At 63.9% G+C, this 26,369-nt stretch carries 26 protein-coding genes; 18 read left to right on the top strand and 8 right to left on the bottom strand.

The genetic code is table 11. From position 1 onward, the window contains the following. The 5 genes from KHC19_RS16370 to KHC19_RS16350 form a co-directional block, all read right to left on the bottom strand. On the bottom strand, positions 1-1,921 hold a 1,921-nt coding region (locus KHC19_RS16370; protein WP_246548963.1), incomplete at its 3' end, for a M10 family metallopeptidase C-terminal domain-containing protein. 309 nt (positions 1,922-2,230) lie between these two features. Continuing rightward, positions 2,231-2,428: a hypothetical protein gene (locus tag KHC19_RS16365; protein ID WP_213353430.1), complete on the bottom strand. Its 198-nt coding sequence runs from the start codon at positions 2,426-2,428 to the stop codon at positions 2,231-2,233. A 56-nt stretch (positions 2,429-2,484) separates the two neighbouring features. Beyond that, the gene (locus tag KHC19_RS16360) at positions 2,485-3,144 is read right to left on the bottom strand and encodes a response regulator (protein ID WP_213353429.1); all 660 of its coding nucleotides are present in this window, start codon (positions 3,142-3,144) and stop codon (positions 2,485-2,487) included. Next, the gene (locus KHC19_RS16355; protein ID WP_213353428.1) at positions 3,141-4,595 is read right to left on the bottom strand and encodes an ATP-binding protein; all 1,455 of its coding nucleotides are present in this window, start codon (positions 4,593-4,595) and stop codon (positions 3,141-3,143) included. The genes KHC19_RS16360 and KHC19_RS16355 overlap by 4 nt, the downstream gene beginning before the upstream one ends. Further along, positions 4,592-5,143, bottom strand: coding sequence for a hypothetical protein (locus KHC19_RS16350; RefSeq protein WP_246548961.1), 552 nt, complete (start codon positions 5,141-5,143; stop codon positions 4,592-4,594). Before KHC19_RS16350 ends, KHC19_RS16355 begins: the two co-directional genes overlap by 4 nt. A gap of 451 nt (positions 5,144-5,594) precedes the next feature. Here KHC19_RS16350 and KHC19_RS16345 point away from each other — a divergent pair, with 451 nt between their 5' ends. From KHC19_RS16345 to KHC19_RS16275, 15 genes are all read left to right on the top strand, one after another. After that, entirely contained in the window at positions 5,595-7,499 is a 1,905-nt protein-coding gene (locus KHC19_RS16345; protein WP_213353427.1) for a methanol/ethanol family PQQ-dependent dehydrogenase, read from the top strand. Between the two features lie 91 nt (positions 7,500-7,590). Beyond that, the gene (gene moxJ, locus KHC19_RS16340; RefSeq protein ID WP_213353426.1) at positions 7,591-8,478 is read left to right on the top strand and encodes a methanol oxidation system protein MoxJ; all 888 of its coding nucleotides are present in this window, start codon (positions 7,591-7,593) and stop codon (positions 8,476-8,478) included. Between the two features lie 72 nt (positions 8,479-8,550). Beyond that, positions 8,551-9,129: a cytochrome c(L), periplasmic gene (gene moxG, locus KHC19_RS16335; protein ID WP_213353425.1), complete on the top strand. Its 579-nt coding sequence runs from the start codon at positions 8,551-8,553 to the stop codon at positions 9,127-9,129. Between the two features lie 42 nt (positions 9,130-9,171). Continuing rightward, a complete protein-coding gene (locus KHC19_RS16330) occupies positions 9,172-9,489 on the top strand; it encodes a methanol dehydrogenase [cytochrome c] subunit (RefSeq protein WP_213353424.1) in 318 nt (105 codons plus the stop codon). A gap of 218 nt (positions 9,490-9,707) precedes the next feature. After that, entirely contained in the window at positions 9,708-10,739 is a 1,032-nt protein-coding gene (locus KHC19_RS16325) for an AAA family ATPase (protein WP_213353423.1), read from the top strand. After that, complete coding sequence (locus tag KHC19_RS16320) at positions 10,736-11,599, top strand: DUF58 domain-containing protein (protein WP_213353422.1); 864 nt, start codon at positions 10,736-10,738, stop codon at positions 11,597-11,599. Before KHC19_RS16325 ends, KHC19_RS16320 begins: the two co-directional genes overlap by 4 nt. After that, complete coding sequence (locus KHC19_RS16315; RefSeq protein ID WP_213353421.1) at positions 11,600-12,574, top strand: nonribosomal peptide synthetase MxaA; 975 nt, start codon at positions 11,600-11,602, stop codon at positions 12,572-12,574. Then, entirely contained in the window at positions 12,571-13,644 is a 1,074-nt protein-coding gene (locus KHC19_RS16310) for a vWA domain-containing protein (RefSeq protein WP_213353420.1), read from the top strand. The genes KHC19_RS16315 and KHC19_RS16310 overlap by 4 nt, the downstream gene beginning before the upstream one ends. Next, positions 13,641-14,213, top strand: coding sequence for a hypothetical protein (locus tag KHC19_RS16305; protein ID WP_213353419.1), 573 nt, complete (start codon positions 13,641-13,643; stop codon positions 14,211-14,213). The genes KHC19_RS16310 and KHC19_RS16305 overlap by 4 nt, the downstream gene beginning before the upstream one ends. Then, entirely contained in the window at positions 14,210-15,184 is a 975-nt protein-coding gene (locus KHC19_RS16300) for a vWA domain-containing protein (protein WP_213353418.1), read from the top strand. The genes KHC19_RS16305 and KHC19_RS16300 overlap by 4 nt, the downstream gene beginning before the upstream one ends. Positions 15,185-15,195: 11 nt before the next feature. Beyond that, positions 15,196-15,723: an SRPBCC family protein gene (locus tag KHC19_RS16295; RefSeq protein ID WP_213353417.1), complete on the top strand. Its 528-nt coding sequence runs from the start codon at positions 15,196-15,198 to the stop codon at positions 15,721-15,723. After that, complete coding sequence (locus tag KHC19_RS16290; RefSeq protein ID WP_213353416.1) at positions 15,720-16,727, top strand: YncE family protein; 1,008 nt, start codon at positions 15,720-15,722, stop codon at positions 16,725-16,727. The genes KHC19_RS16295 and KHC19_RS16290 overlap by 4 nt, the downstream gene beginning before the upstream one ends. Before the next feature lie 31 nt (positions 16,728-16,758). Next, positions 16,759-17,568, top strand: coding sequence for a c-type cytochrome (locus tag KHC19_RS16285; RefSeq protein ID WP_213353415.1), 810 nt, complete (start codon positions 16,759-16,761; stop codon positions 17,566-17,568). Between the two features lie 594 nt (positions 17,569-18,162). Continuing rightward, positions 18,163-19,524 (top strand): DUF6538 domain-containing protein, encoded by a 1,362-nt coding sequence (locus KHC19_RS16280; RefSeq protein ID WP_213353457.1) that lies wholly within the window; start codon positions 18,163-18,165, stop codon positions 19,522-19,524. 245 nt (positions 19,525-19,769) lie between these two features. Further along, entirely contained in the window at positions 19,770-20,885 is a 1,116-nt protein-coding gene (locus KHC19_RS16275) for a hypothetical protein (protein ID WP_213353414.1), read from the top strand. A gap of 263 nt (positions 20,886-21,148) precedes the next feature. Here the strand turns inward: KHC19_RS16275 and KHC19_RS16270 are convergent, their stop codons facing one another. Together KHC19_RS16270 and KHC19_RS16265 are read right to left on the bottom strand one after the other, a co-directional pair. Continuing rightward, complete coding sequence (locus tag KHC19_RS16270; RefSeq protein ID WP_213353413.1) at positions 21,149-21,949, bottom strand: DUF4145 domain-containing protein; 801 nt, start codon at positions 21,947-21,949, stop codon at positions 21,149-21,151. A 17-nt stretch (positions 21,950-21,966) separates the two neighbouring features. Next, the gene (locus tag KHC19_RS16265) at positions 21,967-22,272 is read right to left on the bottom strand and encodes a hypothetical protein (protein ID WP_213353412.1); all 306 of its coding nucleotides are present in this window, start codon (positions 22,270-22,272) and stop codon (positions 21,967-21,969) included. Positions 22,273-22,474: 202 nt separating this feature from the next. Between KHC19_RS16265 and KHC19_RS16260 the strand changes: the two genes are divergently transcribed. Further along, complete coding sequence (locus tag KHC19_RS16260) at positions 22,475-22,741, top strand: hypothetical protein (protein ID WP_213353411.1); 267 nt, start codon at positions 22,475-22,477, stop codon at positions 22,739-22,741. Between the two features lie 82 nt (positions 22,742-22,823). Further along, the gene (locus tag KHC19_RS26550; RefSeq protein ID WP_465252703.1) at positions 22,824-22,946 is read left to right on the top strand and encodes a hypothetical protein; all 123 of its coding nucleotides are present in this window, start codon (positions 22,824-22,826) and stop codon (positions 22,944-22,946) included. Here KHC19_RS26550 and KHC19_RS16250 read toward each other — a convergent pair. After that, the gene (locus tag KHC19_RS16250) at positions 22,935-24,320 is read right to left on the bottom strand and encodes a KAP family P-loop NTPase fold protein (RefSeq protein ID WP_213353410.1); all 1,386 of its coding nucleotides are present in this window, start codon (positions 24,318-24,320) and stop codon (positions 22,935-22,937) included. The genes KHC19_RS26550 and KHC19_RS16250 overlap by 12 nt on opposite strands. Positions 24,321-25,142: 822 nt before the next feature. Between KHC19_RS16250 and KHC19_RS16245 the strand changes: the two genes are divergently transcribed. Continuing rightward, positions 25,143-26,171: a tyrosine-type recombinase/integrase gene (locus tag KHC19_RS16245; RefSeq protein WP_213353409.1), complete on the top strand. Its 1,029-nt coding sequence runs from the start codon at positions 25,143-25,145 to the stop codon at positions 26,169-26,171. Positions 26,172-26,369 lie beyond the last annotated feature (198 nt).

Raw genomic sequence — 26,369 nt, 5'->3', positions numbered from 1 at the left:
TGCCCCCCAGATCGGTGGCGAGCGTGCCTTCCTCGGCGATCGCCTCCTCCACATGCGCCGGCAGCACGTAATCGGCGATCCGCACGATGACCCGGTCGAGGCCCTCATTCGCGGCTTCGACCACCCGGTCGCCGGCATTGTCGACCACATAGCGGTCATTGCCGGCGAGGCCGGTCATGGTGTCGGCACCGGCGCCGCCGTTCAGCACATTGTCGGCGATGTTGCCGCGCAGCGTGTCATTACCCGAGCCGCCGAGGGCGTTCTCGATCAGCGAGGCCGGATTGTTGTTGTGCAGATAGGCATTGTAGACATTGCCGCCGGCCAGCATGCCGCCGCCGAGCGAGGCCCGTTGCGCCTGCGAGAACAGGCTGGCGCCGCCGGGCGACAGGTCGATCGACATCGCCTCGGTGTAGTTCGAGAAATCGTAGGTGTCCGTGCCGCCGCCGTCCCAGATCGTCAGGAAGATCTTGTTCGCGCCGGGGTGGATTTCATTCTCGTAGATTTCCCAATTATCATCACCCAAATACTCGCCGGGGATCACCGTCTTTCGCCCGTTGACATACATCACGCCGGTCGCGTCCCACCTGTACACGGTATTCGTGGCATTGGTGGTGTAGTCCGCGCCGTAAAGCGTCTGCAGCGCCTGGATGTCGAGCGCCATGAAGGTCTGCGGAAAGTCCCACTCCCCGAGCGTGTAATCGCCATCCGCCGGCCCGCCCGTATAGGAGCGCTGGCTCATCACCGTATATTCGAGAGAGTCCCGATCCAGCGGCACCGCCACATCGGCAACGCCTCCGGTCGAATTCGCCGCCTTCAGGCCCAGCGCCGTACCGACGGCTTGCAGATAGAGCAGATGCTGGTAGTTGCCGAGGCTCGGATAGCGCAGGTCGTCACCCGTGCCGTTCAGCGCCTCGTTGAAGGTCACATCGCCATAGCCCGGTCCCATGGCGTCATAGGGTCCCTCGACGCTACTGCCGTTCTGGATCCTTATGTCGCCATCATTCGAATAGATCGGTTCGCCGTACTCGTTCTCATGTGTTGGCGGCGCGCGTCGGACATCGGTGGCGATCAGCGCCGCCACGCTGCCATAGAGCTGGAGCGATGCGAGGATCGACCCGTCGGAAACCTGTTTATAGGAACCCGTAAAGATGGCTCCCAGGGTCGCGCTCTGATCGCGCGTAAGGTGATTGTCCGCTGTGTCCCCGAAGCTGAACGTCACTGGCCCATCCCATTTATAGGAGGCCATCAATCCGTCGATATAGTCGTTTTCCGTGGCCTCAACCACGGTCGTTCCATCCGGCTGCGTTTCCGGTAGCGGATCCCCAATTGTATCCATCGTAAATGTATTGCTTCCCCAACGGGAATAGAAAACGAAATATTCGATGCCGGTTATCGTCGCCTGATAATTCGAGGCATTTAGGAAAATGACATCCCCATCCTTGACGATGGTGAAATCTTCATAATAGCGATCGAAGGTAAGCCTGTCGGAGCCGGCTCCGCCATTGAATGTAATGGCGCCCGCCGTGGCATGTAGGCCGCTCAGTATATCATCGCCTGCATCGCCATTCAGAACGGCGCTGGTGGAGGACTCCGCACTAAGGTGATCGTTGCCGTTTCCGCCATTAAATGTGCCGCCCGTGCTGGCGATGGCCGAGAGGACGTCATCGCCATCATCGCCATTGAAGGTTCCGCCGGTCGACTGTGGGCCGTCGATCCCGTTCACATTCGGGCCCGCCGCGCTGATGAAATCGCGTCCCTCGCCGCCATTCACCACGGCACCGGCTCCGCCATCGGTGTCGATGTGGTCATCCCCGCCGAGCCCGTTCAACGTAACGTTGTTGAAGCCGCCCGAAGACAGCCGGTCTTCGTCCTCGGTGCCATTGACGATGGCGTTGTTCTGGGTGGCGACCTTCGTGACCAAGGTTTATTTCCCCATGCTGTCGGCGGCGTCGCGTGCCTTCGCGGCACGGCCAGGCCACTGTCGCGAATTGGCTGTTCCTGCCGTGTCGAGATCGTTGCCGCGTTACTCTAGTGGGGCGCGGTCCCGCGTCAACAAACGAGCGGCGGATCCTTATGCCGTCCCGGGCAAGTGATTTCGCTCCGGCGGGATGGACGGTGGGCGACAAAGGAGGCCCGCCCGGTCGCTGAGGCGCCGCCGATGGCCACGGCAGTCGTTGGGAAGGTTCGCCGGCTTGCGACGCAGTAGATACCCGGATCGAGCGCTGAATATTTAGATGTCCTCGCCGTTGTCCTGAACGCCGCAGCGCCATTTCACCACCTTCCATTTCGGATGGGTTTCGACCCATTCGGCGATGATGGCAGGGGCTTCCATGATGCATTGGGACGGCTTTTCCCCGGACAGGCTGAGCGTCTCGACTTTGCAGGCATCGGGAGATGCCAGCAGGCAGATGGACATGATGAGTTCCATGGGGCCTCCATGACGAATGGCGACAATGCGCATCACCGGAAAGATCGGAAGGCGATCTACACGAGCCGCCCCGTTCGCCCGTTCGCCGGCGAGGTCGAGACATACTGGATGGCGCGCCTGACCAGTTCCGGCAGGGAGGCGGCTCCCAGCTTCGCCTTGAGCTGCGAGCAGGTGTTGGCCACCGTCTTGTAGCTGACGCCGAGTTCGTCGGCGATCTGGGTGTAGTCGCGCCCGTCGGCCAGCAATGCCAGCATCTGCAACTCGCGCTGGGTGATGTCGCCGAGCGGCGTGTCCCGGCGCGCGCCGAGCAGCGCGACCTGCATGGCGAGCTCGTGGCTGATATAGGGCTGGCCGCGCCGTACCCGCTCGAACGCCTCGTAAAGCGCGCCCGACGAGGTGTCCTTCTGCACATAGCCGTCGGCGCCGGCTTCCAGCGCCCGGCTGGCGATCACCGGGTCGCCATGCATGGACAGGACGAGGATCGGCAGGCGGTCCGCCTGCGCCCGCAGCCGGCGCACCAGCAGGAGGCCGCTGAGGCCGTTGCCGTTCAGGGCGAGGTCGATGATCACCATGTCCGGCTTCTCGCGGCGGAACAGCCGGTAGCCGGACAACACGGTGCTGGCTTCCAGCACCCGCTCGACCCCCCAGTCCTGCAAAAGGCAGCGGCATCCCTGAAGCACGATGGGATGGTCGTCGATCACCAGGACGCTGGTCATGAGGCGGTCGCTCTTTCTCGTCTCGGTGGAAGGGAGTCCGCGGCGCGGATGGGCAATCCGATCTCGAGGCGCATGCCGCGCGGCGCGACCGGCGCCAGCTGCCAGCTGCCGCCCAGCGCGCCGATGCGCTCCTCGATGCCGATCAGCCCGAAGCCGGGGGTGCTGCCGGGTTGCAGGCCGAGGCCGTCATCCTCGACGGCGAGGCTCAGGCGTTCGCCATTCACCTCCTCGCGCAGCGAGACGGCGATCCGGCCGGCCTGCCCGTGGCGCAGCGCATTGGTGACGGCCTCCTGCACACAGCGATAGACGGTGATCTCGAGGCTGTCGGCATAGTGCTCCGCCACATTGTCGAGCCACAGGTCGAAGCGCCGGTCCGGCGCATGCCGCTCGAAATCGGCGAGCAGTTCGGCGATCACCGCCGACAGCGGCACATGGCCGAGCGCCATCGGCCGGATCCGCCGCAACAGGCCGCGATTGCCTTCCTGCACCCGGTCGAGGATATCGCTCATGGTGGCGACGCGCTCGCCGATGCGGCCGGCGGGCTCGGCGTCGAGCCGGTCCAGAAGGCGGCCGATCGATTCGAGATTGGCCCTGAGGCCGAACAGGCAGGGGCCGAGTTCGTCATGCAGGTCGGCGGCGATCTGCCGCCGCTCGTCGTCCTGCACGCGCACCAGCCGCTCGTTGAGCCGGAGATTGTCCTGCCGCGCCATGTTGAGCGCCGTGCCGAGCGCATTGAAGCGCTCGACGATCCGCGCCAGCTCGCGCACGCGCGGCAGCTTCAGGCGATGCTCGAAGTGGCCTTCCTCCAGTTCGTGCAGGCCGGCCGACAGCCTCTGCAGCGGCTGCAGCAACCGGCCGAGCACCAGATGGAGCGCGGCGAGAATGACGATGTTCACCACCATGGCCAGCAGCGCGAGGTCGGACATGTCCTGCCAGACCTCGGCGATCTCGTCGGAGGCTTCGCCGCTGATGCGCACGAGGCCGATGGTCCGACCGTTCTCGACGACGGGTATCGTCTTCCCGGCGGGCTCGACGGTGACGAGAGCGGTGAACCAGCCCGGCACCTCGCCGGTTTCGTCGTCCTCGCCGTGTGCGGCGGTCGAGGAGGGAGCCTCCGCGAGGATCCGGCCGGTGGGGTCCTCGATATGGATGCGCACATGCCGCAGCCCGGTGATGTGCAGCGGCAGCTGCGTCAGCGACACGCCGCCGCCGGCGGTTTCCGCCAGCCGCTCGGCGGTTTCCTGCACGAGGCGCTCGGCGATGGCGACGGAGGAGAGCATCTCCAGCCGGGTGGCGCGCTGCGCGTTGAGGATGACCACCACGAAGGCGACGAGCGCCGCGCAGAGATTGATGACGACCACCGCCGCCATCACCTGCCAGCGCAGCGAGCGCCGTCGCCAGAAGCTGAAATCGCCGCCGCCGGATGTCGGCTTGCCGACGAAGGCGCTCATGGATGGGCCCTCCCGGTGTCGCCCTCGGCGGCGGGCGGCCGCGTCGGCGGCGCCTGTTGCCGCAGCGCCGCGAGCGCGGCTTCGCGCGTCAGGCCCTGGGAGCGCAGATTGTAATAGTGCTGGCAGAGGTCGCTGAAGCCGCTGCGCGAGCCCTTGCCGGCGAGAGGCGTGAAATCGGCGAGGAGGGTGCGCACGCTCTGCGTGACATTGATCTCGCGCAGCATGCCCTCAAGCTGCACCGCCCGGTTGGCGATCATCCGGTCGTCCTCGCCGAAACGCGAATCGGCGTCGGCGAGAAGGGCCCTCCAGTCGCCGACCGCCGGATCGTTCGTCGCGACGTCGTGACCGGCCGCCCGGCTTGCCAGCCAGACGCCCGGCTCCGTCGCGTCCAGCGGCTGCAGCCATTGCTTTGCCGCCGTCGCATTGCCGGACGGGGCCGCCACGCGCTCCCGCGTCTCGGAGGGCTGCTCGCCCGGGCATCCGGCGAGGACCAGCGCGAGGCCGGCACTGCCGACCGCGCGCGTGAGCGAAAGGAGAGCGCTTCCCATATCTACTTATTACCTTCTTATGATCGCATGTAGACGTGCGACATCTCATCATAGTCTGTACGGCATTTGGCCGTCGTGCCGGTGTTCGCGTCGATCTTCCCTGAGTGGAGGATGAGGAATCCATCCGCCAACATCATGAAATCTAATCACTTTGCGCATGTTGCGGCAAGGCTTCCGGTTCGATCCGGTGCATTCTCTTGGTATTCGGGAACTAGTTCCCGATTGGTTTTTCCAAATGACCTAAAGACATGATTGGGATGTGGCGAGAAGAATTGTCACATGTCGACACAAATAATCAGAAATTTCTAAGAAGAACGACCAATTTCCACAATCTGGAAGTGAAGCGCCGGTGCCGGAAGGCGGCGGTGAAGAAAGCAAGAGTTCGCGGCGCGCCGGAACGAACCGGCGCGGATGCAGAACGATCTGGGAATGGAAACGTGAGGGACGATCAATGAGCCGACTGCACTCTTCCGTGTCAGCGCTCACCGTTGCCGCCGCGCTGGCGGCCACGGTCAGCCTCGCCGCCCTGGCGCCGGCGGTTGCCAACGACAAGCTCGACGAGCTGTCGAAGAGCACCGACAACTGGCCGATGACCGGCAAGAACTACAGCGCCAACAATTACAGCGAGGCGAACCAGGTCACCAAGGAGAACGTGAAGAACCTCAAGGCCGCCTGGTCGTTCTCCACCGGCGTGCTGTCGGGCCATGAGGGCACGCCGCTGGTGGTCGACGGCGTGATGTACATCCACGCCCCGTTCCCCAACACCACCTTCGCCGTGTCGCTCGACGAGCCCGGCAAGATCCTGTGGCAGCACAAGCCGAAGCAGAACCCCACCGCCCGCGCGGTGGCGTGCTGCGACGTGGTCAATCGCGGCCTCGCCTATTGGCCGGGCAACGGCACGGTCGGCCCGCTGATCATCAAGACCCAGCTCGACGGCCATGTCGTCGCCCTCAACGCCAGGACCGGCGAGGAATACTGGAAGCTGGAGAACTCCGATATCAAGGTCGGCTCGACGCTGACCATCGCCCCCTATGTGGTGAAGGACACCGTGCTGATCGGCTCCTCGGGCGCCGAGCTCGGCGTGCGCGGCTACGTCACCGCCTATGACATCGCCTCCGGCGAGCAGAAATGGCGCGCCTACGCCACCGGTCCCGACGCCGACGTGCGTCTCGGCGACGACTTCAACAGCGCCAACCCGCATTACGGGCAGAAGGGCCTCGGACAGGCGACCTGGGAAGGCGAGGCGTGGAAGATCGGCGGCGGCACCAATTGGGGCTGGTACGCCTACGACCCCGGCACCAACCTCTTCTATTACGGCTCGGGCAACCCGGCGCCGTGGAACGAGACCATGCGTCCGGGCGACAACAAGTGGACCATGACCATCTGGGGCCGCGACGCCGACACCGGCATGGCCAAGTTCGGCTACCAGAAGACCCCGCATGACGAATGGGACTATGCCGGCGTCAACGTCATGATGCTCTCCGAGCAGACCGACAAGTCCGGCAAGCCGCGCAAGCTGCTCACCCACCCCGATCGCAACGGCATCGTCTACACGCTCGACCGCGAGAATGGCGACCTGATCTCCGCCGACAAGATCGACGATACCGTCAACTGGGTGAAGCAGGTCGACCTCAAGACCGGCCTGCCGCAGCGCGACCCGGAATATGCCACCCGCATGGATCACAAGGGCCGCGACATCTGTCCCTCGGCCATGGGCTACCATAACCAGGGCCATGACAGCTACGACCCGCAGCGCAAGTCGTTCTTCATGGGCATCAACCATATCTGCATGGATTGGGAGCCCTTCATGCTGCCCTACCGTGCCGGCCAGTTCTTCGTCGGCGCGACGCTGAACATGTATCCCGGCCCCAAGGGCGACCGGCAGAAATATGAGGGTCTCGGCCAGGTGAAGGCCTACGACTCGATCAACAACAAGTACAAGTGGGAAGTGATGGAGCGCTTCGCCGCCTGGGGCGGCACGCTCGCCACCGCCGGCGGGGTGGTGTTCTACGGAACGCTGGACGGCTTCATCAAGGCCCGCGACAGCGACACCGGCGAACTGCTCTGGAAGTTCAAGCTGCCCTCCGGCGTCATCGGCCACCCGATGACCTACACCCATAACGGCACGCAATACGTCGCCATCTATTACGGCGTCGGCGGCTGGCCGGGGGTGGGCCTCGTCTTCGACCTCAACGACCCGACCGCCGGCCTCGGTTCGGTGGGCGCCTTCAAGCAGCTGCAGCACTACACCCAGATGGGCGGCGGCGTGATGGTGTTCTCGCTCGACGGCAAGGGTCCCTATGACGACCCGAAGGTCGGCGAGTACTCGACCGAGATCATCCGCGCCAGCAACTGACGCCCGCATCGGCCGCCCGCCGCGCTCACCGCGCCCGGGCGGCCGCCTTCCCGCGATGACGTCCATCCGTCCAGCCGCATGGAGGACCCCCATGTCGACACATGCCAGATCCACCTCTTCGCTTCTCGGCCGCCTCGCCGTGTCGGCGGGCCTCGCCACCTTGCTCGCGACCGCCGCCGGCGCGGCGACCGTGCCGTCCGATGCCGCCGCCGCGCCGGCCAGGGACGAACTGCGCATCTGCGCCTCCACTGTCGAGGCGCCGTTCTCCAACAAGGAATCGACCGGCTTCGAGGACAGGATCGCCGTGGCGCTGGCGCAGGCCATGGGCCGCAAGCCGGTCTTCGTGCGCAACGACAAGCCGGGCATCTATCTGGTGCGCGACCAGCTCGACAAGAACAACTGCGACGTCGTGATGGGCGTCGATGCCGGCGACGAGCGGGTGCTCACCTCCCGCCCCTATTACCGCACCAGCTACGTGCTGGTGACCAGGGCGGACCGCAACATCACCGCCAGCGACTGGCAGGACCAGCAGATCAAGGACCAGACCCGCTTCGCGGTGCGGTTCTACTCGCCGGCCGAGACCATGCTGAAGCGCATCGGCCGCTTCGAGGACAACGCCGCCTACATGTATTCGCTGGTCAATTTCGTCTCGCGCCGCAACCAGTGGACCCAGGTGCCCGGCGACCGGCTCGTCACCGAGGTCGCCGGCGGCGAGGCCGATGTCGCCATCGCCTTCGCCCCGGAGGTCGCGCGCTATGTGAAGGGCTCGGCGACGCCGCTGCGGATGACGGTGATCTCCACCGACATCGACCGGCCGAACGACACGCCGATCCCCATGCATTACGACCAGTCGATCGGGGTGCGGAAGACTGACGCGGCCCTGCTCGGCGAGATCAACGCCGCGCTGGAGAAGGCCAAGCCGCAGATCGAGCGGATCCTCACCGATGAGGGCATTCCGCTGCTCGATCCCAATACCTGACCTCGCTCTCACGCACCGGCGGCCGCCCCCGGCCGGCGGTCGCCCCGCGACGCGCTTCTGCGAAAAGGTTCGATGAAAAAGAAACTTCTCATCCGGACGGCCGCCGTGCTTCTCGCCCTTGGCGCCCTCGCGCTCGGCTCGCGCGCGGCCATCATGCTCACCAACACCGTCACCGGCCAGCCGCTGGAGCTCTCCGAGGCGCCGGAGGAAGGCCGCGACACCCAGGCGGTGCTGAAGTTCCTCGAGACCGGCACCAACATCTACAACGAGGATCCGGTCTGCCTGCCCAAGGGGCACGAGCTGTTCCTGTCCATGTGCTCGGGCTGCCACGGCCACTATGCCGAGGGCAAGATCGGGCCGGGGCTGAACGACAGCTACTGGACCTACCCGAAGAACGAGACCGACCAGGGCCTGTTCGAGACCATCTTCGGCGGCGCGCAGGGCCAGATGGGCCCGATGTACGGCGCGCTCAACATGAACGAGATGCTGCTCGTCATGGCCTGGGTCCGCCATGTCTACAAGGACGATCCGCAGGGAGCGACCTGGCTCACCGCCGAGCAGCGCGCCAGCTTCAAACCCTTCGACGCCAACGCCAAGCACATCGAGCCGTCCGATGCGATGCCTCCGAAGTGCGGCGGACCGGCGGGCTGAACCCGCCGGCGACTAAAGGGTGGAAACCAAGAGGAGACTGACATGAACTTCATCGACCGCAGCGTGAAATACAGCGTCCTCCTGGCCGGCGCCGGCGCGTTCGGCCTCGCCATGGTGGTCGGGGCGGCCGCCTATGACGGCACCAATTGCAAGGCGCCGGGCAATTGCTGGGAGCCCAAGCCCGGCTATCCCGAGAAGGTCGCGGGATCGAAATACGATCCCAAGCACGATCCCAAGGAAGTCAACAAGCAGGCCGAATCCATCAAGGGGATGGAGGCCCGCAACGCCCAGCGCGTCGAGTATTTCAAGAAGACCGGGAAATTCGTCTACGACGTCAGCAAGATCCCGAGCGCGAACTAGCTCCCTTCCGGGCGACGGCCCTTCGAGAACCCACGTGTGGGCGGAAGCCTATCTCCTTCCCGTCCGCGTTCCTCCGGCACTTGTCGGTTGTGGGCAACTGGCACGGCCGGCGTCGCGCGAGCCTCGCGGGCGTCGGTCGTGTCCTCTTCGCCATCCCGCCGTGCCGCGGGCTGGCGGGATCGGCCGTCGACCGCCCGCCGCGAAAAAGGGTTTCGGACATGCGCCTGGCACACGAAACCGACTCCATCCTGTCGGATTGGCGCGAACGCGCGCTCCGTTTCGAGACGGAGATCGGCAAGGTGGTGCTCGGTCAGGAGCGGGTCATTCGCCTGTTGACCATCGCCACTTTCGCGCGCGGGCATGTTCTGCTCGAAGGCGATGTCGGCGTCGGCAAGACCACCGTGCTGCGTGCCATGGCCCGCGCCATCGGCGGCTCTTTCGAGCGGATCGAAGGCACCATCGACCTCATGCCGACCGACCTCGTCTACCACGCCCATCTCGGCGAGGACGGCAAGCCGCGCATCGACCCCGGCCCGCTGCTGAAACAGGGCGAGGCGCTTTCCGTCTTCTTCTTCAACGAGATCAACCGCGCCCGGCCGCAGGTGCATTCGCTGCTGCTGCGGCTGATGGCGGAGCGCTCGGTGTCCGCCTTCAACCGGGAGTACCGCTTTCCGCATGTGCAGGTCTTCGCCGACCGCAACCGGGTGGAGCGCGAGGAGACCTTCGAGCTGCCCGCCGCCGCCCGCGACCGCTTCCTGATGGAGGTGCAGGTGGGCATGCCGGCGGACGAGGAGGCGCGGCGGCGTCTCGTCTTCGATCCGCGCTTCCACGATGTCGAGCGGCTGCTGATGGATGTCGAGGCCGGCCTGCTCGATCCCGAGGCGATCGAGACGGTGGCCCGCGTCATCCAGTTCGGCGTGCAGGCCAGTCCGACGCTGCAAGCCTATGTCCTGGCGCTGTGGAGCGCGGTGCGTGCGCCGCATGAACATGGCGTCGTCGTCGAAGGGGTCGATCCCGAGCGTTTCATCCAGGGTGGCGCCAGCCCGCGCGGCCTCAGCTATCTGGTGCGGGCGGCCCGGGTGCGGGCCTGGCTCGAAGGGCGCGAGATGGTCGTGCCGGAGGATATCCGGGCAGTCTTCCCGGAGGTGATGGCGCATCGGATCTTTGTCGATCCGATCTATGAGATGCGCCGCGAGCGGCTGGTCGGTGATCTCATCGCCGGCATCTTCGCACGAGTGCCCGCACCATGAGCGGGACAGCCGGGGAAGCGCGGCTTCTGCCATTGCCCTATCGTCTGCGCTGGCGTCCGCAGGGTGTGCTGCCCGGCGCGCATCCCGGCCATGGCGAGGGGACGGAGGGCGAGTTCCGCCGCCACGTCTCGCTGCTGCGCCATCCCGACCCGCGCCGGCTCGATCTGCGAGCCTCGCTGCGCGATCCGTTCGGCGAGTTGCATGTCCGGCAGTTTGCGCCGAGGCGGGCGGTGCCGGTGGCGGCGCTGGTGGATTTGTCGGGCTCGATGCGCTTTGGCGAGGTGGTCGCCGGCAGCGTCGCCGATCTCTGCGCGCTCCTCGCCCTCTCGGCGCAGCGGGCCGGCGACCCCTTCGCGCTGTTCGGCGCCGATGCGCATCTGCGAGAGGACGCCTGCCTGCCCTTCGCGCGCCGCCGGGGGCAGGAGGAGGAAGTGCGCCGCCGGCTCGCGGGTGTCCGCCCCACGGGCGGGCAGGCGGTTGAAGGGTTGATCGAGGCGGCGGAGCGCCTGCCGGCACGCCGCGCGCTGGTGTTCCTCATCTCCGATTTCCTCATGCCGGCGCCGGAGATCGCCCGTCTCCTCGATGCGCTGTGGCGGCACGATGTGGTGCCGGTCGTGGTGGAGGACGGCCGGTTGGAAGCCGCGCTGCCGCGCTGGGGGCTGATCGAGGTCGCCGATCTCGAAACCGGCGCCGTCCGCCTCGTCTTCATGCGCCCCACCTTGCGCACGCGCTGGCGCCGGGAGGCCCGCGCCCGCCGGCAGGCCCGCGAAAAACTGTTCGCCGAGCGCGGCCTGCGCCCGCTGGCGCTTGCCGATCCACTCGACACCGAGGCCCTGGCCCGCCGGCTGATGGAGGGCTGAATGGGGAGGAGCGCTCGACGCCTGGTCCCTTGCCTCGCCCGCCTGCTGCCGATGGCCGCGCTGCTCCTCGCCGCCCCGCCGGTCGGCGCGCAGCTGCGTTCGGTGGAGCTCTACGCCCCCCGGCCTTTCGGCCATGTCATCGGCGACACGCTGGCGCTCTCGGCCGAGATCGTTCTCGATGCACCGTTCCGGCTCGACCCGGCCTCGCTGCCGCGCCCCCGTGCGCTCGACTACTGGCTGGAACTCGCCAATGTCCGGCTGACCAATGGCGGCGCAAGCGACGGCGTGCAGCGCTACACGCTCGATCTTACCTATCAGACCTTCTACGCGCCGCTGGAGCCGAAGCGGCTTACCATCCCCGCCGTGCCGCTCACCGCCACCGATGGCACGCGGCAGGTGGCGATCGCCGTCCCGCCCTGGTCCTTCCTCATGTCGCCGTTGCGGGAGATCGTCGCGACCGGGGAAAGCACCCCCATGGCGCTGCGCCCCGATATCGCCCCGCGCCCGGTCGCGACCGCGAGCACGCAGCGGGGCCTCCTCGCCGCGCTCGGCGGCCTCGTGGCCGGCCTCGGGCTGCTCGCCTGGCAGATGGGGTGGGGCCCGTTCGGCCGGCGCCGCGACCGTCCCTTCGCCCGCGCCGCGCGCGAAGTCCGCGTCGCGCTGGCCGCATCGGCCAGATCGGCCGCATCGTCCACCGCACCGGCCTCGGCGCCGGGCCAGCGCGCGGCCCTGCTCGCCCTGCATCGCGCCTTCGACGCGACCGCCGGCAAGGGCGTGTTCGCCGAGGATCTGCCGGATTTCTTCCGCGCCCATCCCGCCTTCACCGCCGCCGAGGCCGAGGTGCGGCGCCTGTTCGCCGCCTCGCGCCACCTGTTCTTCGGCGAGAATCCCCTTGAAATTGCTCGCGAATTTCCTCCCGCCGGGCTCATCGCCCTCGCGCGCCGGTTGCGTGCCATCGAACGGGGCGGCGCATGAGCCGGGCGGCGGGAGCGTGGGAGAGCCTGACGGGCAACTGGGGCGTCGACCATCCCCTACTGCTCGGCCTCCTCGTTCTCGCCGCCCTGCCACTCGTCGCTACGCCATTGATTCGACAAGGTATTCCTTCCGTCTCCCTCGCGCCGGCGGACGCTCTTTCCCGCGCGATCCGCGTTGGCCTGCACCTCGCCGGGAGCCTCGCTATGGTCGCCATCGTGCTCGGCCTCGCCGGCCTGCACCGGCGCGAGCAGGTGATCGCCCGGCAGGGAACGGGCGCGCATCTCGTGCTGCTGCTCGACCGTTCCTCCAGCATGGACAACAGCTTCGCCGACCGCGCACCCAGTGGCGACCAGGAGGCGAAATCCGTTGTCGCCAAACGACTTCTGGACGATTTCGTTGCCCGCCGCACGCGCGACCGCATCGGGGTGGCGGCCTTCTCGACCTCGCCCATGCCGGTGCTGCCGCTGACCGACCATCACGAGGTGGTGCGCGCCGCCATTGCCGCCATCGACCGGCCGGGCCTGGCCTTCACCGATGTCGGGCGCGGGCTGGCGCTGGCGCTGTCCTCCTTCGCCGACGACCAAGACGAGGCGTCCCGCGCCATCCTCCTGGTCTCCGACGGCGCCGCACTGATCGACCGCAAGGTGCAGGAGACGTTGCGCGACGCGATGGCGCGCACGCCGGTGCATCTGTACTGGCTGTTCCTGCGTTCGCGCGGTGCCAAGGGTATCTTCGAGGAGCCGCCGCCCGGCGAGAACACGCCGCAGGCCAATCCTGAACGGCATCTTCATCTGTTCTTTCAAAGTCTTGGCGTGCCGTACCGGGCCTTCGAGGCGACCAGCCCGCAGGCGGTCGGGCAGGCCATCGCCGAGATCGACCGGCAGGAAACCCGACCGATCACCTATGTCGAGCGGGTGCCCCGGCGCGATCTCGCACGGCCGGCCTTCGCGATGGCGGCCGCCGCGACCGCCCTGCTGCTGCTCGCGAAACTGGCCGAGCGGACTCTCGTCCGGGCGGCACCCATGGCGGTCGCGACCCGCCAAGCTGACGTGCTGCGGAGAGCGGCATGAGGCTGCGCATCGGACGCGACCGGTTGATCCTTGTCGCCAGCTCTGTCCTGATGGCCGCAAGCCTCTGTGCCGGCGGCATTTTCACGGCCCGTCTTATCCTCGATCGCGCCGCGAACGCCGACATCGCCGCACTGGCCATCGGCCACGATATCCCTGTCGCCGCGGAGGCACGCCCCGAGCTTCTGTTCGCGCGGCTGATATTCCTCACGACCCGCGACCGCTTCGACGAGGCGCAGCCGCTCATGAACCGCCTCGCCGCGACGGGGACGCCGCGTATCGTGGCGCATGCCTTGTACGATCTCGCCAACGGACGGCTGCGGGTCGCCATCAGCCATCTGGAAAGCAACGACGTCGATCCGGCGGTGCCGCTGGTCCGGCTCGCCAAGGAGGGCTATCGGAGGGCCCTGACGCTCGATCCCGGCTTCTGGGATGCGAAGTACAATCTCGACGTCGCCATGCGGCTGGTGCGCGATTTCCCGCAGATCGAGAGCTCGGGCGAGGAGATTCCGCCCGAAGCGGCCAAGCGCCTGTGGACCGATCTGCCGGGCGTGCCACGGGGGCTGCCATGATGCGCGCACGCCTCATCCGTGACGGGCGGTTCTGGCTGCTTGCCCTCGCCCTGCTGTCGCTGGTGGTGGCGCTGGTGATGCCCCGGCTGACGCTCACTCGGCAGGCGCGAGACCTGCTCGTGGTGATCGATGTCACCGGCAGCATGAATGTGCGCGACTATCTGGAGCGTGGCGAACCGGTCTCGCGGCTCGCCACGGCGAAGCGCGCTGCCCGCAGCCTGCTGGCGGATCTGCCGTGCCGGTCGCGCCTCGGGCTTGGCATCTTCACCGAACGGCGCAGCTTCCTTCTGTTCGAGCCGGCCGAGGTCTGTGAAAACTTCGCCGCCATTGACGGCAGCATCGACGCGCTCGATTGGCGCATGGCGTGGGATGGCGACAGCTATGTCGCGCGCGGCGTGCACTCGGCACTCGCCATTGCCGAAAATCTGAACGCCGATCTGGTTTTTCTTACCGATGGTCAGGAGGCACCGCCGCTTGCCGGCGGCGCCCTCCCGCCCTTCGAGGGTGAGCCGGGCAAGGTCGCCGGACTGCTGGTCGGCGTCGGCGCAACCGAGCCCTCGCCGATCCCGAAATACAATGAGGATGGCCGGGAAATCGGCTTCTACGCCGAGCAGGACGTGCCGCAGGAGAACCGAGAGGGACCACCGCCGCAAGATGCTCCCTCGCGCGCAGGCTGGAATCCACGCAATGCCCCGTGGGGCGGCGAGCCGGCAACCGGCACCGAGCATCTGAGCGCCATGCGCGAGGATGGGTTGTGGCGCCTTGCGGCGCAAACCGGGCTCGGCTTTGCGGCGCTGCGCGATCCTGCCGCGCTGTCTGCTGCGGTGGAGGCCGATACGCGCGCCCATCTCGTCGAGGTGCGTATCGACGTGTCCGGCATTCCCGCCGCCCTCGCGCTGCTCGCCCTGACCACGCTGTTCGCGCTCGGCGCCCTTGCAGGTCGCCGGCCGAACCAGCTTTCCGTCCGCTGAAGGAAACCGACATGCTCCGCAGAATGATGCTCGCCGTCGCCCTCGTCCTCGCTGGCCTGGCGCCGCTCGCCGCCCATGGCCCGACGCCGCAGCGCGCCGAAGAACGCGTGACCATCGCCGCGTCGCCGGACAAGGTATGGGCGCTCCTCGCTTCCTTCGGCGCGATCGGCGACTGGCATCCGCTGGTGAAGAAGGTGAGTGCCACGGGCGGCAATGCGGCCGGCGCCGAGCGGGTCCTTACGTTGGAGAAGGGTGAGATCACCGAGGGATTGGACGAGATCGATCCGGCGGAACGACGGCTCTCCTACCGTCTCGGCAAGGAGAATGCCGAGGCATTTCCGGTCAGCTTCTATACGGCCGCCATTGAAGTGAAACCGTCAGGCGGCGGCAGCGAGGTGGTGTGGGACGCACGCTTCTACCGTGCCGATACGACCAACGAACCACCCGAGGGGCGCGACGATGCCGCGGCCATCGCTGCGATGACGGATTTCATCAAGCAAGGACTGGAGGGGCTCAGGAGCAAGGCTGGTGGGCAATGAGCGTCATCTCGATCGCGGCGCCGCGGCGGGCGGCCGCGCTGGGTCTTGCCCTTGGTGTGCTGCCGGTCACCGATACCCTGGCTGATCCACTGATCGCCGTTGTATCGCAACAGGCGGCGGCGGTGACGTTGATTGATGCTGGGGCGGCAGCGAAGGTGGCTGAGATCGCGGTGCCCGGCGTTCCCGCGGGTCTCGCCGTCACGCCCGACGGGCGGAGGCTGTATATCACCCATCCCGATCTGGGCCTCGTTTCCCGCCTCGACGTCGCCAGCCGGGAGGTGGAGGCACGCTTCCATGTGGGGCAGGAGCCCTTTGGCATTGCGGTCATCGAGGATGGACGCAGCCTTTTGGTCAGCGACTGGAGCGACGATGCGTTGATCCGGGTCGATGCCCGGCATGGCCATGAAACCGGCCGTGTCGCCGTCGGCCGTTCACCGGCGGGGCTGGTGGTCGATATGGTCGCTGGGTACGCCTATGTCGCGGACCGCGAAAGCCATCAGGTGAGTGCCGTCGATCTCGCCAGGATGACCCGGAAGGCCGCCATACCGACCGGCAAAGCTCCCTTTGCGCTTGCCCTGTCGCCGGCCGGTGACCGGCTCTATGTCGCCAATGTCCAGAGTGGGGACCTGTCGGTGATCGATACCGGCCCGCTGAAGGAAATCGATCGGTTCAAGGTCGGCCTGATGCCCTATGGCGTGGCAACCACATCCGATGGCTCGCGCATTCTGGTCACTAACCAGCAGAGCGGTACGCTTGCCATCGTCGATGCCGCCACGCACGCCATTCTGGGGCGGCCGAAGCTCGGCTCCTATCTCGAAGGGGTCGTCGCGTTCGGGCCAGGGCGAGCCGCCGCTGTCGCCTGGGCCGAGGACAGCGTGTTGATCATCGATGTCGGCAAAGACCGCGTCACTGCGCGAATCCCGGTCGGCGCCGGTCCGCGCAGCCTTGCCGTCATGCCCCGTCGCTGGGAGCCAGGCGTGCGCGGAGATATGCTGAACCCATAAACCAAGATCGGGGGAGGGTGGAATGAGGGCCTTGGGCGTCGCTGTCGTCGCGGCGATGGCGTTGGCACCGACAATTATCCGTGCGGATGACGTTGCCGTCGCGCGCGGTGCCTATCTCGTCAATGCTGTGGCGATCTGCGGGCGGTGCCACACCGCGCCTGGGCCTGGAAACAAGCCTTTCGCGGGTGGGCGTATGATAGAGACGGCGGCTTACAAGGTGCAGGGCCCGAACCTCACGCCCGATCCAGAGACCGGCATCGGTTCATGGAGTGACGAACAGATCGGTCGCGCCATCACCCACGGTCTGCGGCCGGACGGCCATCAAATGTCGACGGCAATGCCCTACCCATTCTACGCCGTAATGACCGACGCCGATCGCAATGCCGTCGTCGCTTACCTGCGGACTTTGGCCCCGGCATCCAACGCCACAGCTGCGCCAGTGTATGCGGTGCCGCCGACCGCTGCGGCGCGGGTGCCTGGAGTTGCCGCTGCCATCCCACCGGGTAGCCGGGCGGAACAAGGATGGTATCTCGCCACGCTCGCCCGATGCCTGAGTTGCCATTCCTCGCCTGACGCCCACGGCGAACCCGATCTCACTGTGGGAACGGGGCGTGGCGGGCAGAGTTTCGAAGGGCCTTGGGGCGTGGTCGTCGCACCCGATATCACGCCGCGCGGGCTGTCGGGGTGGAGCGATGACGACATACGTCGGGCCCTCGTCGAGGGGATCGCCCCTGGCGGGCGAAAGCTGGCTGCCCCGATGCAGGCCAAAGCCTATGCGCAGCTGACGTCGGACGATGTGTCATCCATTGTGGCGTGGCTGCGAACGCTGCCAGGCGATTAGCCCAAGCGAGGCCGCTCTTGCGGTCGATGATCTGCAAGCCTCGAGCTGACACGCCACTATACGGTTTGAACCCGGACGCGTTCATGGCGTTCTGGCGGCCTGCGAGCTGGACCTTGCAGCACGGACGTCAGCGGTCGCCGCAGGATAATTCGCCGACCTCGCCGGCGATCTGGGCCCCAGCATCCGAATTTGCGCTTCTATCGACCGTCCTGCTGCCGTGAACCAGGCGAAGCCGACACCGCGACTACCGGCATGGCAACGGTGACGGCCAAGCGATTCGTGGAAAGCCGGCCTCGAAACGCGACGGCGAGGATTTCTGGCCGCGTGTTATCCAGAGGGGTGCGCAGAGGTGAAGCTAGCGGGATTCACCGTGCTTTGCGGCGCGGTGCTTCCGGCCGACCCACGCGCGCCGCCGAGATGGGCAGCAGCACATCGGCTTCCGCGTCAACACACTAATTTACAGGAGAATTTGGTGGAGCCAGGCGGAGGCTCCGATCCATGGACGACAAGTCCAATTCCTATAAGGGATCATGGACTTCTGGAGGGTTGTGGGGTACGCATTTGGGGTACGCAACGGGGTACGTAGTTAACTCCATGGCCCGCCCATCCTCCCTAGATCGCCGCCATCTGGAACAGAAGAACGGTCAGTGGCGGGTGACGATAGCCGTCCCTCGTGACCTCCAGTCGAAGCTAGGGACCCGCTTGAAGCGCCCCCTTCGCACCGACAGCCTTGCCGTAGCCAACCGGCTCAAATGGAGCGTGGTCGCGGAATTACGGGCCGAAATCGCCGCTGCCCGTGGAGGCACGGTGAAGGACCCGACCGTTCGGGAGGCGCTGGAGATCGCCCGCCACTTCATGAAGGCTGACGACGTAGACCGCGCCATTCTCGACGATATGATCGTCAGCCGGGCGGAGGAGATAGCCGGCCCTCCGGCATCCGTGGTCGATGAGGAAACCGGCGAACCCCTCTTGATCCACGACTCGGCAAAGGAAGCTCGGGCCACCACCTACGTCGCCTTGGCGCGAGGACAGGCCACGCCTATCGTGACCCATCACGACGCCTATCTGGCGCAGTTGCACGTCAAGCCTCGCACGGTCGGGGATGATGTCCGGGCCATCAGATATCTGGAGGCGTGGTGCGGGAAGGACGGTGTCCCGCCCACCATTCAGGCCATCACCCGCAAGGTTGCCGTTCGCTTTGCCGACGATATCGGCAGTGTCGCGGGCAGCCTCAGCCCCGTTACTCTGAACAAGTATCTCCGTCGCCTGTCCCGTTACTGGCAATGGATGGCGCATCGGGAACACGTCGAGGCGGATGTGTGGCGCGGAGTGACGCTTGCCGCCCCGCCAGCGGCGCACGATGAGGAGGAGCGGGCCTTCACCGAGGAGGAGATGAAGAAGCTCCTGTACGGGCAGCCTTCGCAGGAGATGCACGACCTCATGCGGATCGCCGCACTCACCGGGGCTCGGCTGGATGCTATCGTCTGCCTTCGCGTCGGGGACTGCGAGGATGGGGTGTTCGTCTTCAAGCCGCAGAAAAAGGAACGCAGTTCACGCGCGGTGCCGATCCATCCCGCGTTGGTGGAGATCGTCGAGCGGCGAAGCAAAGGCCGCAAGGCGGAGGATGACCTTTTCCCCGAATGGCCGGCCCCCCGCAGTTCGACAACACTTCGGGAGCGGTCGTTCAAGGCGTCGAACGCCTTCACGGCCTACCGGCGCGAGGTGAAGGTGGATGCGAGGGCGCCCGGCAAGCGCAGGGCGCTGACCAACTTTCACTCGTTCCGGCGCTGGTTCATCACCATGGCCGAACGTGCGGACCAGCCTGAGCACATCATCGCTGCCGTGGTGGGGCATAAGCGGACCGGGATGACGCTGGGAAGGTACTCAGCGGGGCCGTTGATGGAGCAGGCCAGAAGGTGTGTTGAGGCTGTGAGGTTGCCGCCGGCGCCTCGGTGACGCCCCCTGTTCCCTCTTGGTTCAACCCTTCGCGCAACACCAACCGGCCGGCTGTCCCCGCAATCCTCCTATTGGTTGTGCGGGGCGGGGATACAGCCACGAAATATGGTGGCGACGTTACGTCATATTTCAAATTTTGCGCTATATTTCGGTTGTGGCGGTGAGTCGTTCACAGCAACCGCCGGTAGGAGCGTGGCGTACTAGAACAAAATGAGTCTTCTGGGTTTGTTCTCGCGAGGTATCAGATGGCCAAACAGGCGTCGTCCGCGTTGAAGAGCGTGCAGAACGAAGTGCCTCCCTTCAGGACGTTTACGAGCCGTCCTACAGAACTTTTCAGCTCTGAGTTCCTTGACCACGTGCGGGCGACCGGCACACCCGAGACGTTTCCCGGATTGTACCTCGGCAAGATCCACCGAGATGAGGAGTTTGTCGTCCTCAAGCGCTTCGAGATCGAGCGTAAGAGGCGAGTGGACGGAAAGTTGGCGTTTTGTCCCCGCTGCCATCAGCACGACAAATATCTCAGGGGCGACCTCGCATGGTTCCCCAGCATGATGGTCTGTGCCGCTATCGGAAATTGCTGCGCGGGCCACGACGCTGGGACCAAGGCAGCAAAAGAATTCAAGGCGAAGCGGGACCGGGATTTCCGGGAGAGCTACCTGCTCGAACACCTGCCCTTGATGGCTGCGAAGTTGGCAGCGGTGGCGCAGCTTGAGGCGGCTGCCAAGATCGCTGGTGCGATCTATCGGCAGTTTCGCCTTGAGGTTCCGAAGGTGCACAGTCAGTTGCGGGCCGCGAAAGCGAACTACGGCGGGCACCTTGTTGTGAGCCATGTCCTCGGTGGTGAGAACCCCGATGTAGAAAGCGACTATGTGGGGCCGGCCGGGTTTGGTCGTCGAACAGGGGTCGAAACGCAGGAAACCATACTCGGTCTGATGACAGGGCAGATCGCACTCGCGAAGGATTGGGCTCCCGAAAAGGAGCTAGCGAGTATCCGGCGATTTCTAGGCTACGTGGGCTCCTCTTTCACCGATCAACAAGCCTTGGACTTTATCCTAGAGAACCCCGACCGGGAGCTTGATACGGCGGTAGAGCTACTCCGGGCCGCAGACGGCGGTTACTCGAAGCTCGCCGCTCGGCTCCGCGAATTCTGGTCGTTCTTCACGCCGGACAACATCGCACTCATCAATGCCTACGGCATTCACGAAGACGGCCCACTCAACGTTCAAGTAGGGTACTTCGTAAAAAATGGGGTGGTGGATGTTCGTTTCAAAACCCGCGATCAATTCTGCCATCTCCGAATTGAGCAAGGACTCATGACGGTACGGGACGAATGGCCTGAGCCTCTAGAGAGCGAGAGCTAAGTTTCACGACGGTTAAATGATCGGCCAAGCAGGTTCGCGCTGAGGTGATCCGAGTGTTCTCGGCGTACCGCCACGGTGCTCTTGTCCCAGCCCGCCCGCAGCTTCCCGACTTCTCTGATCGCGTTGCCGCTGCCCGAGCTTGGGCGGATGCCATCGAGGTGGGGATGGTCGAGGCCGAGGGGCGTCGTATCGCCGAGACCAAGCTGATCGAAGCCCAGCCCAAGGCGGATGACTGCGACCTCTTAATCGAACTCGACGGCTTGCTAGATTGCTGCTGTGGTACCGCCTTCGACCCCATCATCCCCATTCGAACTATCAGGCTTACCGGCCTTTTTAGCCTGTCGTTGGCGAACCGGGACTTTGTCGCGCATTTTGGCGACACCTTCTGCTGTCTTCTTTCTCTGGCCGGGAATGACGAACTTGTCGTTGATGAAATTTTCGAGCGTATGCACTAGTGGGTCGAGATCGTCGAATTTTGGGTTCCAGCCCCTGTGGGCCGATGCACTCCCCGCGTTTATCAGGACTTCGAAATCGTCGCGCTGAGTAGGTGACAGGTGGCCGCTTTCCCCCATGCTCTTCAATTTCTCATTGAATGGCTTCTCAGGATCGACTCCCAATATCTCAGCTGCAATGTCGAAGGTAGTTCGAATGCCAATTGCGGCAAGTATGTTCAAGTCATGGTCGAGAGCCTCGTAAACTTGAAAGATACATGAGGCCAAATCATTGCCGCGTTCATGACTGATGTCGCTATGGATAGTGTTTACCCATTCAGGCCTATTTCGTTTAAATCGCGCAGGCCAGCTTTTTATTACCGTATCATTCTCATATATTGTATTTCCATCCCTGTCATATCCAACAGGGTAATGTGACTCGCTGTCACTCGATACAGATTGAGCAAAAACATGGTCGCAGCCACAACACACAAGGAGGTACCAGCTAGTCCACCAGCTAATATGTTCATTCTCTTCGCTTACGTAGTGGTACCCTTTAATCTCACAATTACGCTCGCCTTTGCAGTTCGCGCAAAATGCCTTCAATTTTGTGCCGATTTTGCTTCCCGTCATCGAACCACCTTCACGACTTAATACGATCGACGTGCGAGAATGGCGACGCCGCCGGAGATCGCCAGCCCGATGAGAGACAGGATAAGCGCGGGTGCGGCAAAGATCGCCGCCTGCCACCACGCCCAATCCCATCCATGCCGTGCGCCGTAGTAAACAAGCGGTATGGTCAAGAGGCTTCCAAATGGCTGGAACACGTAGGCCACGACGAATAGCCCAACTCCCGCCCAAGTACCCCAGCCAAGCCAGATGTGGACGCCTTCGATAAACGCGAGGATTTGGAAGGCGCCGACAATCAGCATTCCAATATTGATCAGCAACGCCATTGCAAACCCCCAACGCCACATTCCGGCATCATGGTGTGGCAGGCAGGTGCGCGATGCAACCACTGTTTGAGGTGTGGGGCGAACGCTCCCTAGAGAAACTTGGGCCAGTGCATCACACCTAATCAACCTTGCGTCTCCGACACCATCCATGGCGAGCGCCCCGAGTTCCGGGCGTTGCGCCTCTATGCGGAGCACGAGCTGAATGCCTGACATTCTACACGATAGCGAGTTCGCCACCGTCGTATCGGACGGTAACGGGCACCTCGACGCCACTGTCGATCCGACCTTTATGGGCGGGTTGCTGGCGTCGGCGGTGATCGTACGCCTTATCACCAACCGCGCCGCTAATGCCGGCATGATCTCCGGGACGGTCGCGGATGCTCTCCTCGTGGCTTTTGGCGAGGAGGCCGTTGTCCAGCTGCGGAGCCTCCGGCAGGACCCGGCGTTCGTGAAGGTGATGGTGGGCTGATGACCCGAGCCCTCACCACAACCACCCCCGCGCCCCTCGGGTCTACTCGAAGGATGGCTCGGTCTACGCCAACAGCCGTGACGTGGCCGACGTCTTCAGGAAGCGGCACGACCATGTTCTCCGGGACATCGACGCGCTGGTCTACGGTCTCGATGGCTCCTCAAATCTGAGGGGCCTGTTCATTGAGCGCACCTTAATTCGATAGCCGCTCAACGACTGTTCTGGCTAGCAAGGGCACAAGTCGGGTCCGACTCCCATAGCTGTAACGGAAATATGCTCTTGCAAAATATTGCCAGTCGACTCCGATATCATCAGGAAGCTTTTCCTCACAACAGAACATCCACCATTGTCTTATTGTTTCGGCTTCACTTTCCTTATCCGGGCTCCATCCTTGGAATTCAAATACATTTTCTATGTCGGAGAGGGCTAGTGCTCCCGATTTCGCTCTAGAGAACAGCTCGGGATCGCAGACCTTCATTACAGCCAAACCAATAATGATAGGAGGTATTCTCAAGTTTCCTTTCGGCGTCATTGCCATTGAAAACGTTAAAATGGTTGCGATCCGTTCAATAGTTCGAAGAGGCATTTGTCGAGCCTCTGCAACTAGATCTAGCACCTCGATCATATGTTCAATTTCGTTGTCTCTTTGAGATAGTGGTCCGAATTGTTTAGAGAGGTGCTTGATGTATATGGACCTAGTTGTTTTTCTCAGCTCTTCATGTTCGTTGGGGAAAGAAATAGAAAAATTATAGAATTTTTGGAGATAAAGCCTTGCATCTATTTGAGAGCCATAGCTGTACCGAGCCGAGGCTTCCAGCTGTGAGAGATGTGCAGAGAGCAAAAAGTGGACATTGGCCACTGAGAAGAGATGCTTGATGGTTTCAAGTAAGTCTAGTGCAAACGGCGGCTTGCATCTATCCAATTCGTCAAGGATGAAGATTAGAGGGCGCCGCCCTTGAGCGTCGACCTCACCACCAGTGTCGGACGCCATATCTGCCGCCAACTCACCCAAAGCATCTCGGAAGCTATCTAACGTTTCCTTCTCTTCAGATTGACGGAGCAGGAGGTTGCGCACGTAGTCGTCCGCATGCTCCGATGTTGCCTTGGCTATATCCCCGGAGATGTCTTTGAGTTCTTCCTCAAGGTCGGTGGCGTCTATTGCGCCCAGCGTTGCCGCCTTTACTCCGACTTTAATGGTGCTCCGTAGCAGAATGCGGCCGGTCTTCGCGGCCTTGTCCACGAACCGAGATATCGTCGATTTTTCAAGGTCCTTCTTCGCTTTCGCTAGGCCAATTACCTCACCTGCGATTGCGAGGAATGCATTGTCGATATGGTCGTGAGCAAATGCGTCAAAGTAGATTACCGGATGCCCCGCCTTCCTCAACTCGCCAGCCCACATCTTGAGGAAGGTGGATTTGCCCGATCCCCAAGGCGAGTCGAGGAGAATGACAAGCGGGTCCTCGACCGTCTGGACGAGATTGGTGAGGCCGTGCCCGAAGGCAGCGCGTCCAAAGATGTCCCATTCAGGTTTAAAGCCGTCTTCGTCACCGATCTCAAGAACGGGTGGCTGGATGCGCATGGTGAGCCTGCGAGCTGAAACGGAGAGCAATAACGATCAATAGGACCCGAGTCGCCCAGAGCCGTCTATGCGACCGCCCGTCTCTCTCTCCAACTTAGATGGATCGACATCATTCGGGAGCGGTGCGGCGCAGCGCAGGACGGTGACGAGCCGGGCCTGTGCGGGCAGAGGCCTGCGACAATTTGTCAATATCCATGACTCGTGGCAGAGGTCGTTTGCTAGAGTGGGCGGCTAGCATCCGCAAGTCGCCATCAATGTGTTTGGCCAGATACGACAAAAATCCGTCCAATAGTCAGAGGTTGACAGACATGGATATCTCACTGTCGTGGAACGATTTTTGGCAGAATTCTACCCCGAAAATCTGATGTAGACGGCGAGTCCTCCAGCGTTTCATCTCGGGTTCGGAGATCATTACCAAACCCGAGAGCTGTGCGATGACGCATCAACGCATCCCCGTTCCATTAATTCCAGCGCCACGGCATCCCTATGGTTGCCGCTTCGAGGACATCCCGGACGACCTTGTGACGTGGGACGGCTGGCACCTTCGTGACCTCGTGCCATTCGACGCGGCTCCCCCTCAGGGCTGGTACAGCGTAGGCCATTGGCTAGCTCTGGTCTCACCCGCATCGCTGTGCTGCCTTCTCGATACGCTCATGCAGTCCCTCGTTGAGATGGAAGCAGAGGCTGTCGAAGCGTGCCGACGAGAGGGCATGGAGGCCGTCGTCTGGCCTGCCCCTCCCGCCATTGCCCGTGCCGGGATCGCCACTGTCCGGCTGATACCGGATCCCATCCTTCGCGATCTTTACCGGTAGGAGGGGAGGGATGCCTGTCAGGCAGAAGGGACAATTCTGGTCGGCTGACTTCATGAGCCGTGGCCAGCGTATCAGGCAATTCGGCTTTGCTACTCAGGAGGCGGCTGAGGCGTGGGAAGAACAGGCGCGGGAGGCGGTGCGTCGAGGGCATCCGCTACCCATGGCACCAAAGGAGGTTGCAGTTGCGACCGGCATCTCGACAATCATAATACTCGTCCGCCGCGTGAATGCCGTCCGATGGGCCTCCCAGAAAAGCGGGGCGATGCTGAAGCTCGCAAATTCGTTCGCTCGCTGGGTCGGTCCCGAATTATCCCCGGCGGAGGCGCTCGAAACGAGCCAAGTCCATGAGTATGTCGAGTTCTTGCGCGATCTGGAGCGGTCGGGCAGCACAGTCAACCGCCACCTCGCAGCAATTTCCTGCCTCGCTAAGACGGCATTAAAGCTCTCGTTGATCGACAAGCTTCCCGACCTCCCGAGGCAGAAGGAAGGCGAGGGCCGCATCCGCTGGTTCACCGAAGACGAAGAGGCGGACATCCTCGCGACTCTCGATGCGTGGGGTGAGCGGGAGACGCGGGACCTGTTCGTTTTCCTCTCCGACACCGGAGCCCGCCTTGGTGAAGCGCTCAAGCTTGAATGGGTGGACGTTGCCAGAGGAAACCGCACCGTCACGTTCTGGGAAACCAAGGCTGGGAATAGCCGAAGCGTGCCGCTCACCCAGAGGGCAAGGGAGGCGGTTGAGCGGCGCCGAGCTGAGCGCGGACGGAAAGGCGGGCCGTTCTCCGAGATAAACCGGAGCACGCTGAGGTCTCAATGGGACCGTCTCCGCACCCGTCACCCCTTCATCGGCAACGCGGTTGTTCACACGTTCCGACATACCTGCGCCTCTCGCCTTGTTCAGCGGGGCGTGGATCTCATGCGGGTTAAGGTGTGGATGGGACACAAAGCAATCCAGACAACACTCCGATATGCACACCTTGCGCCCCAGCATCTCGACGATGTGCTGAGGGCATTGGAAAGGCCAGCGACCTCAGACAGCTAGAGGCCCGGAAATTAGGTTGCACTCCAGCATAATTCCCGGGTGCCTATCTAAGATACTCTATAGGAGTCCCTTCTAGTTCCCTTGAGGATATCTGGAAGGGACCCGTAGGCGAGGAGGGCTCTGCCCCTCCTCTCTATGGTCTACCCGCTATGCCAGCCATAGCTTCCCCTAAGTTCCCTTGAGGATATCTGGGGGGGG

Origin of the sequence: Ancylobacter oerskovii (assembly GCF_018390555.1) — a bacterium.
In the GTDB taxonomy this organism is placed as follows: Bacteria; Pseudomonadota; Alphaproteobacteria; order Rhizobiales; family Xanthobacteraceae; genus Ancylobacter; species Ancylobacter oerskovii.
The sequence above is the reverse complement of the archived record's forward strand: the minus strand, read 5'-3'. Positions and strand labels throughout refer to the sequence as shown.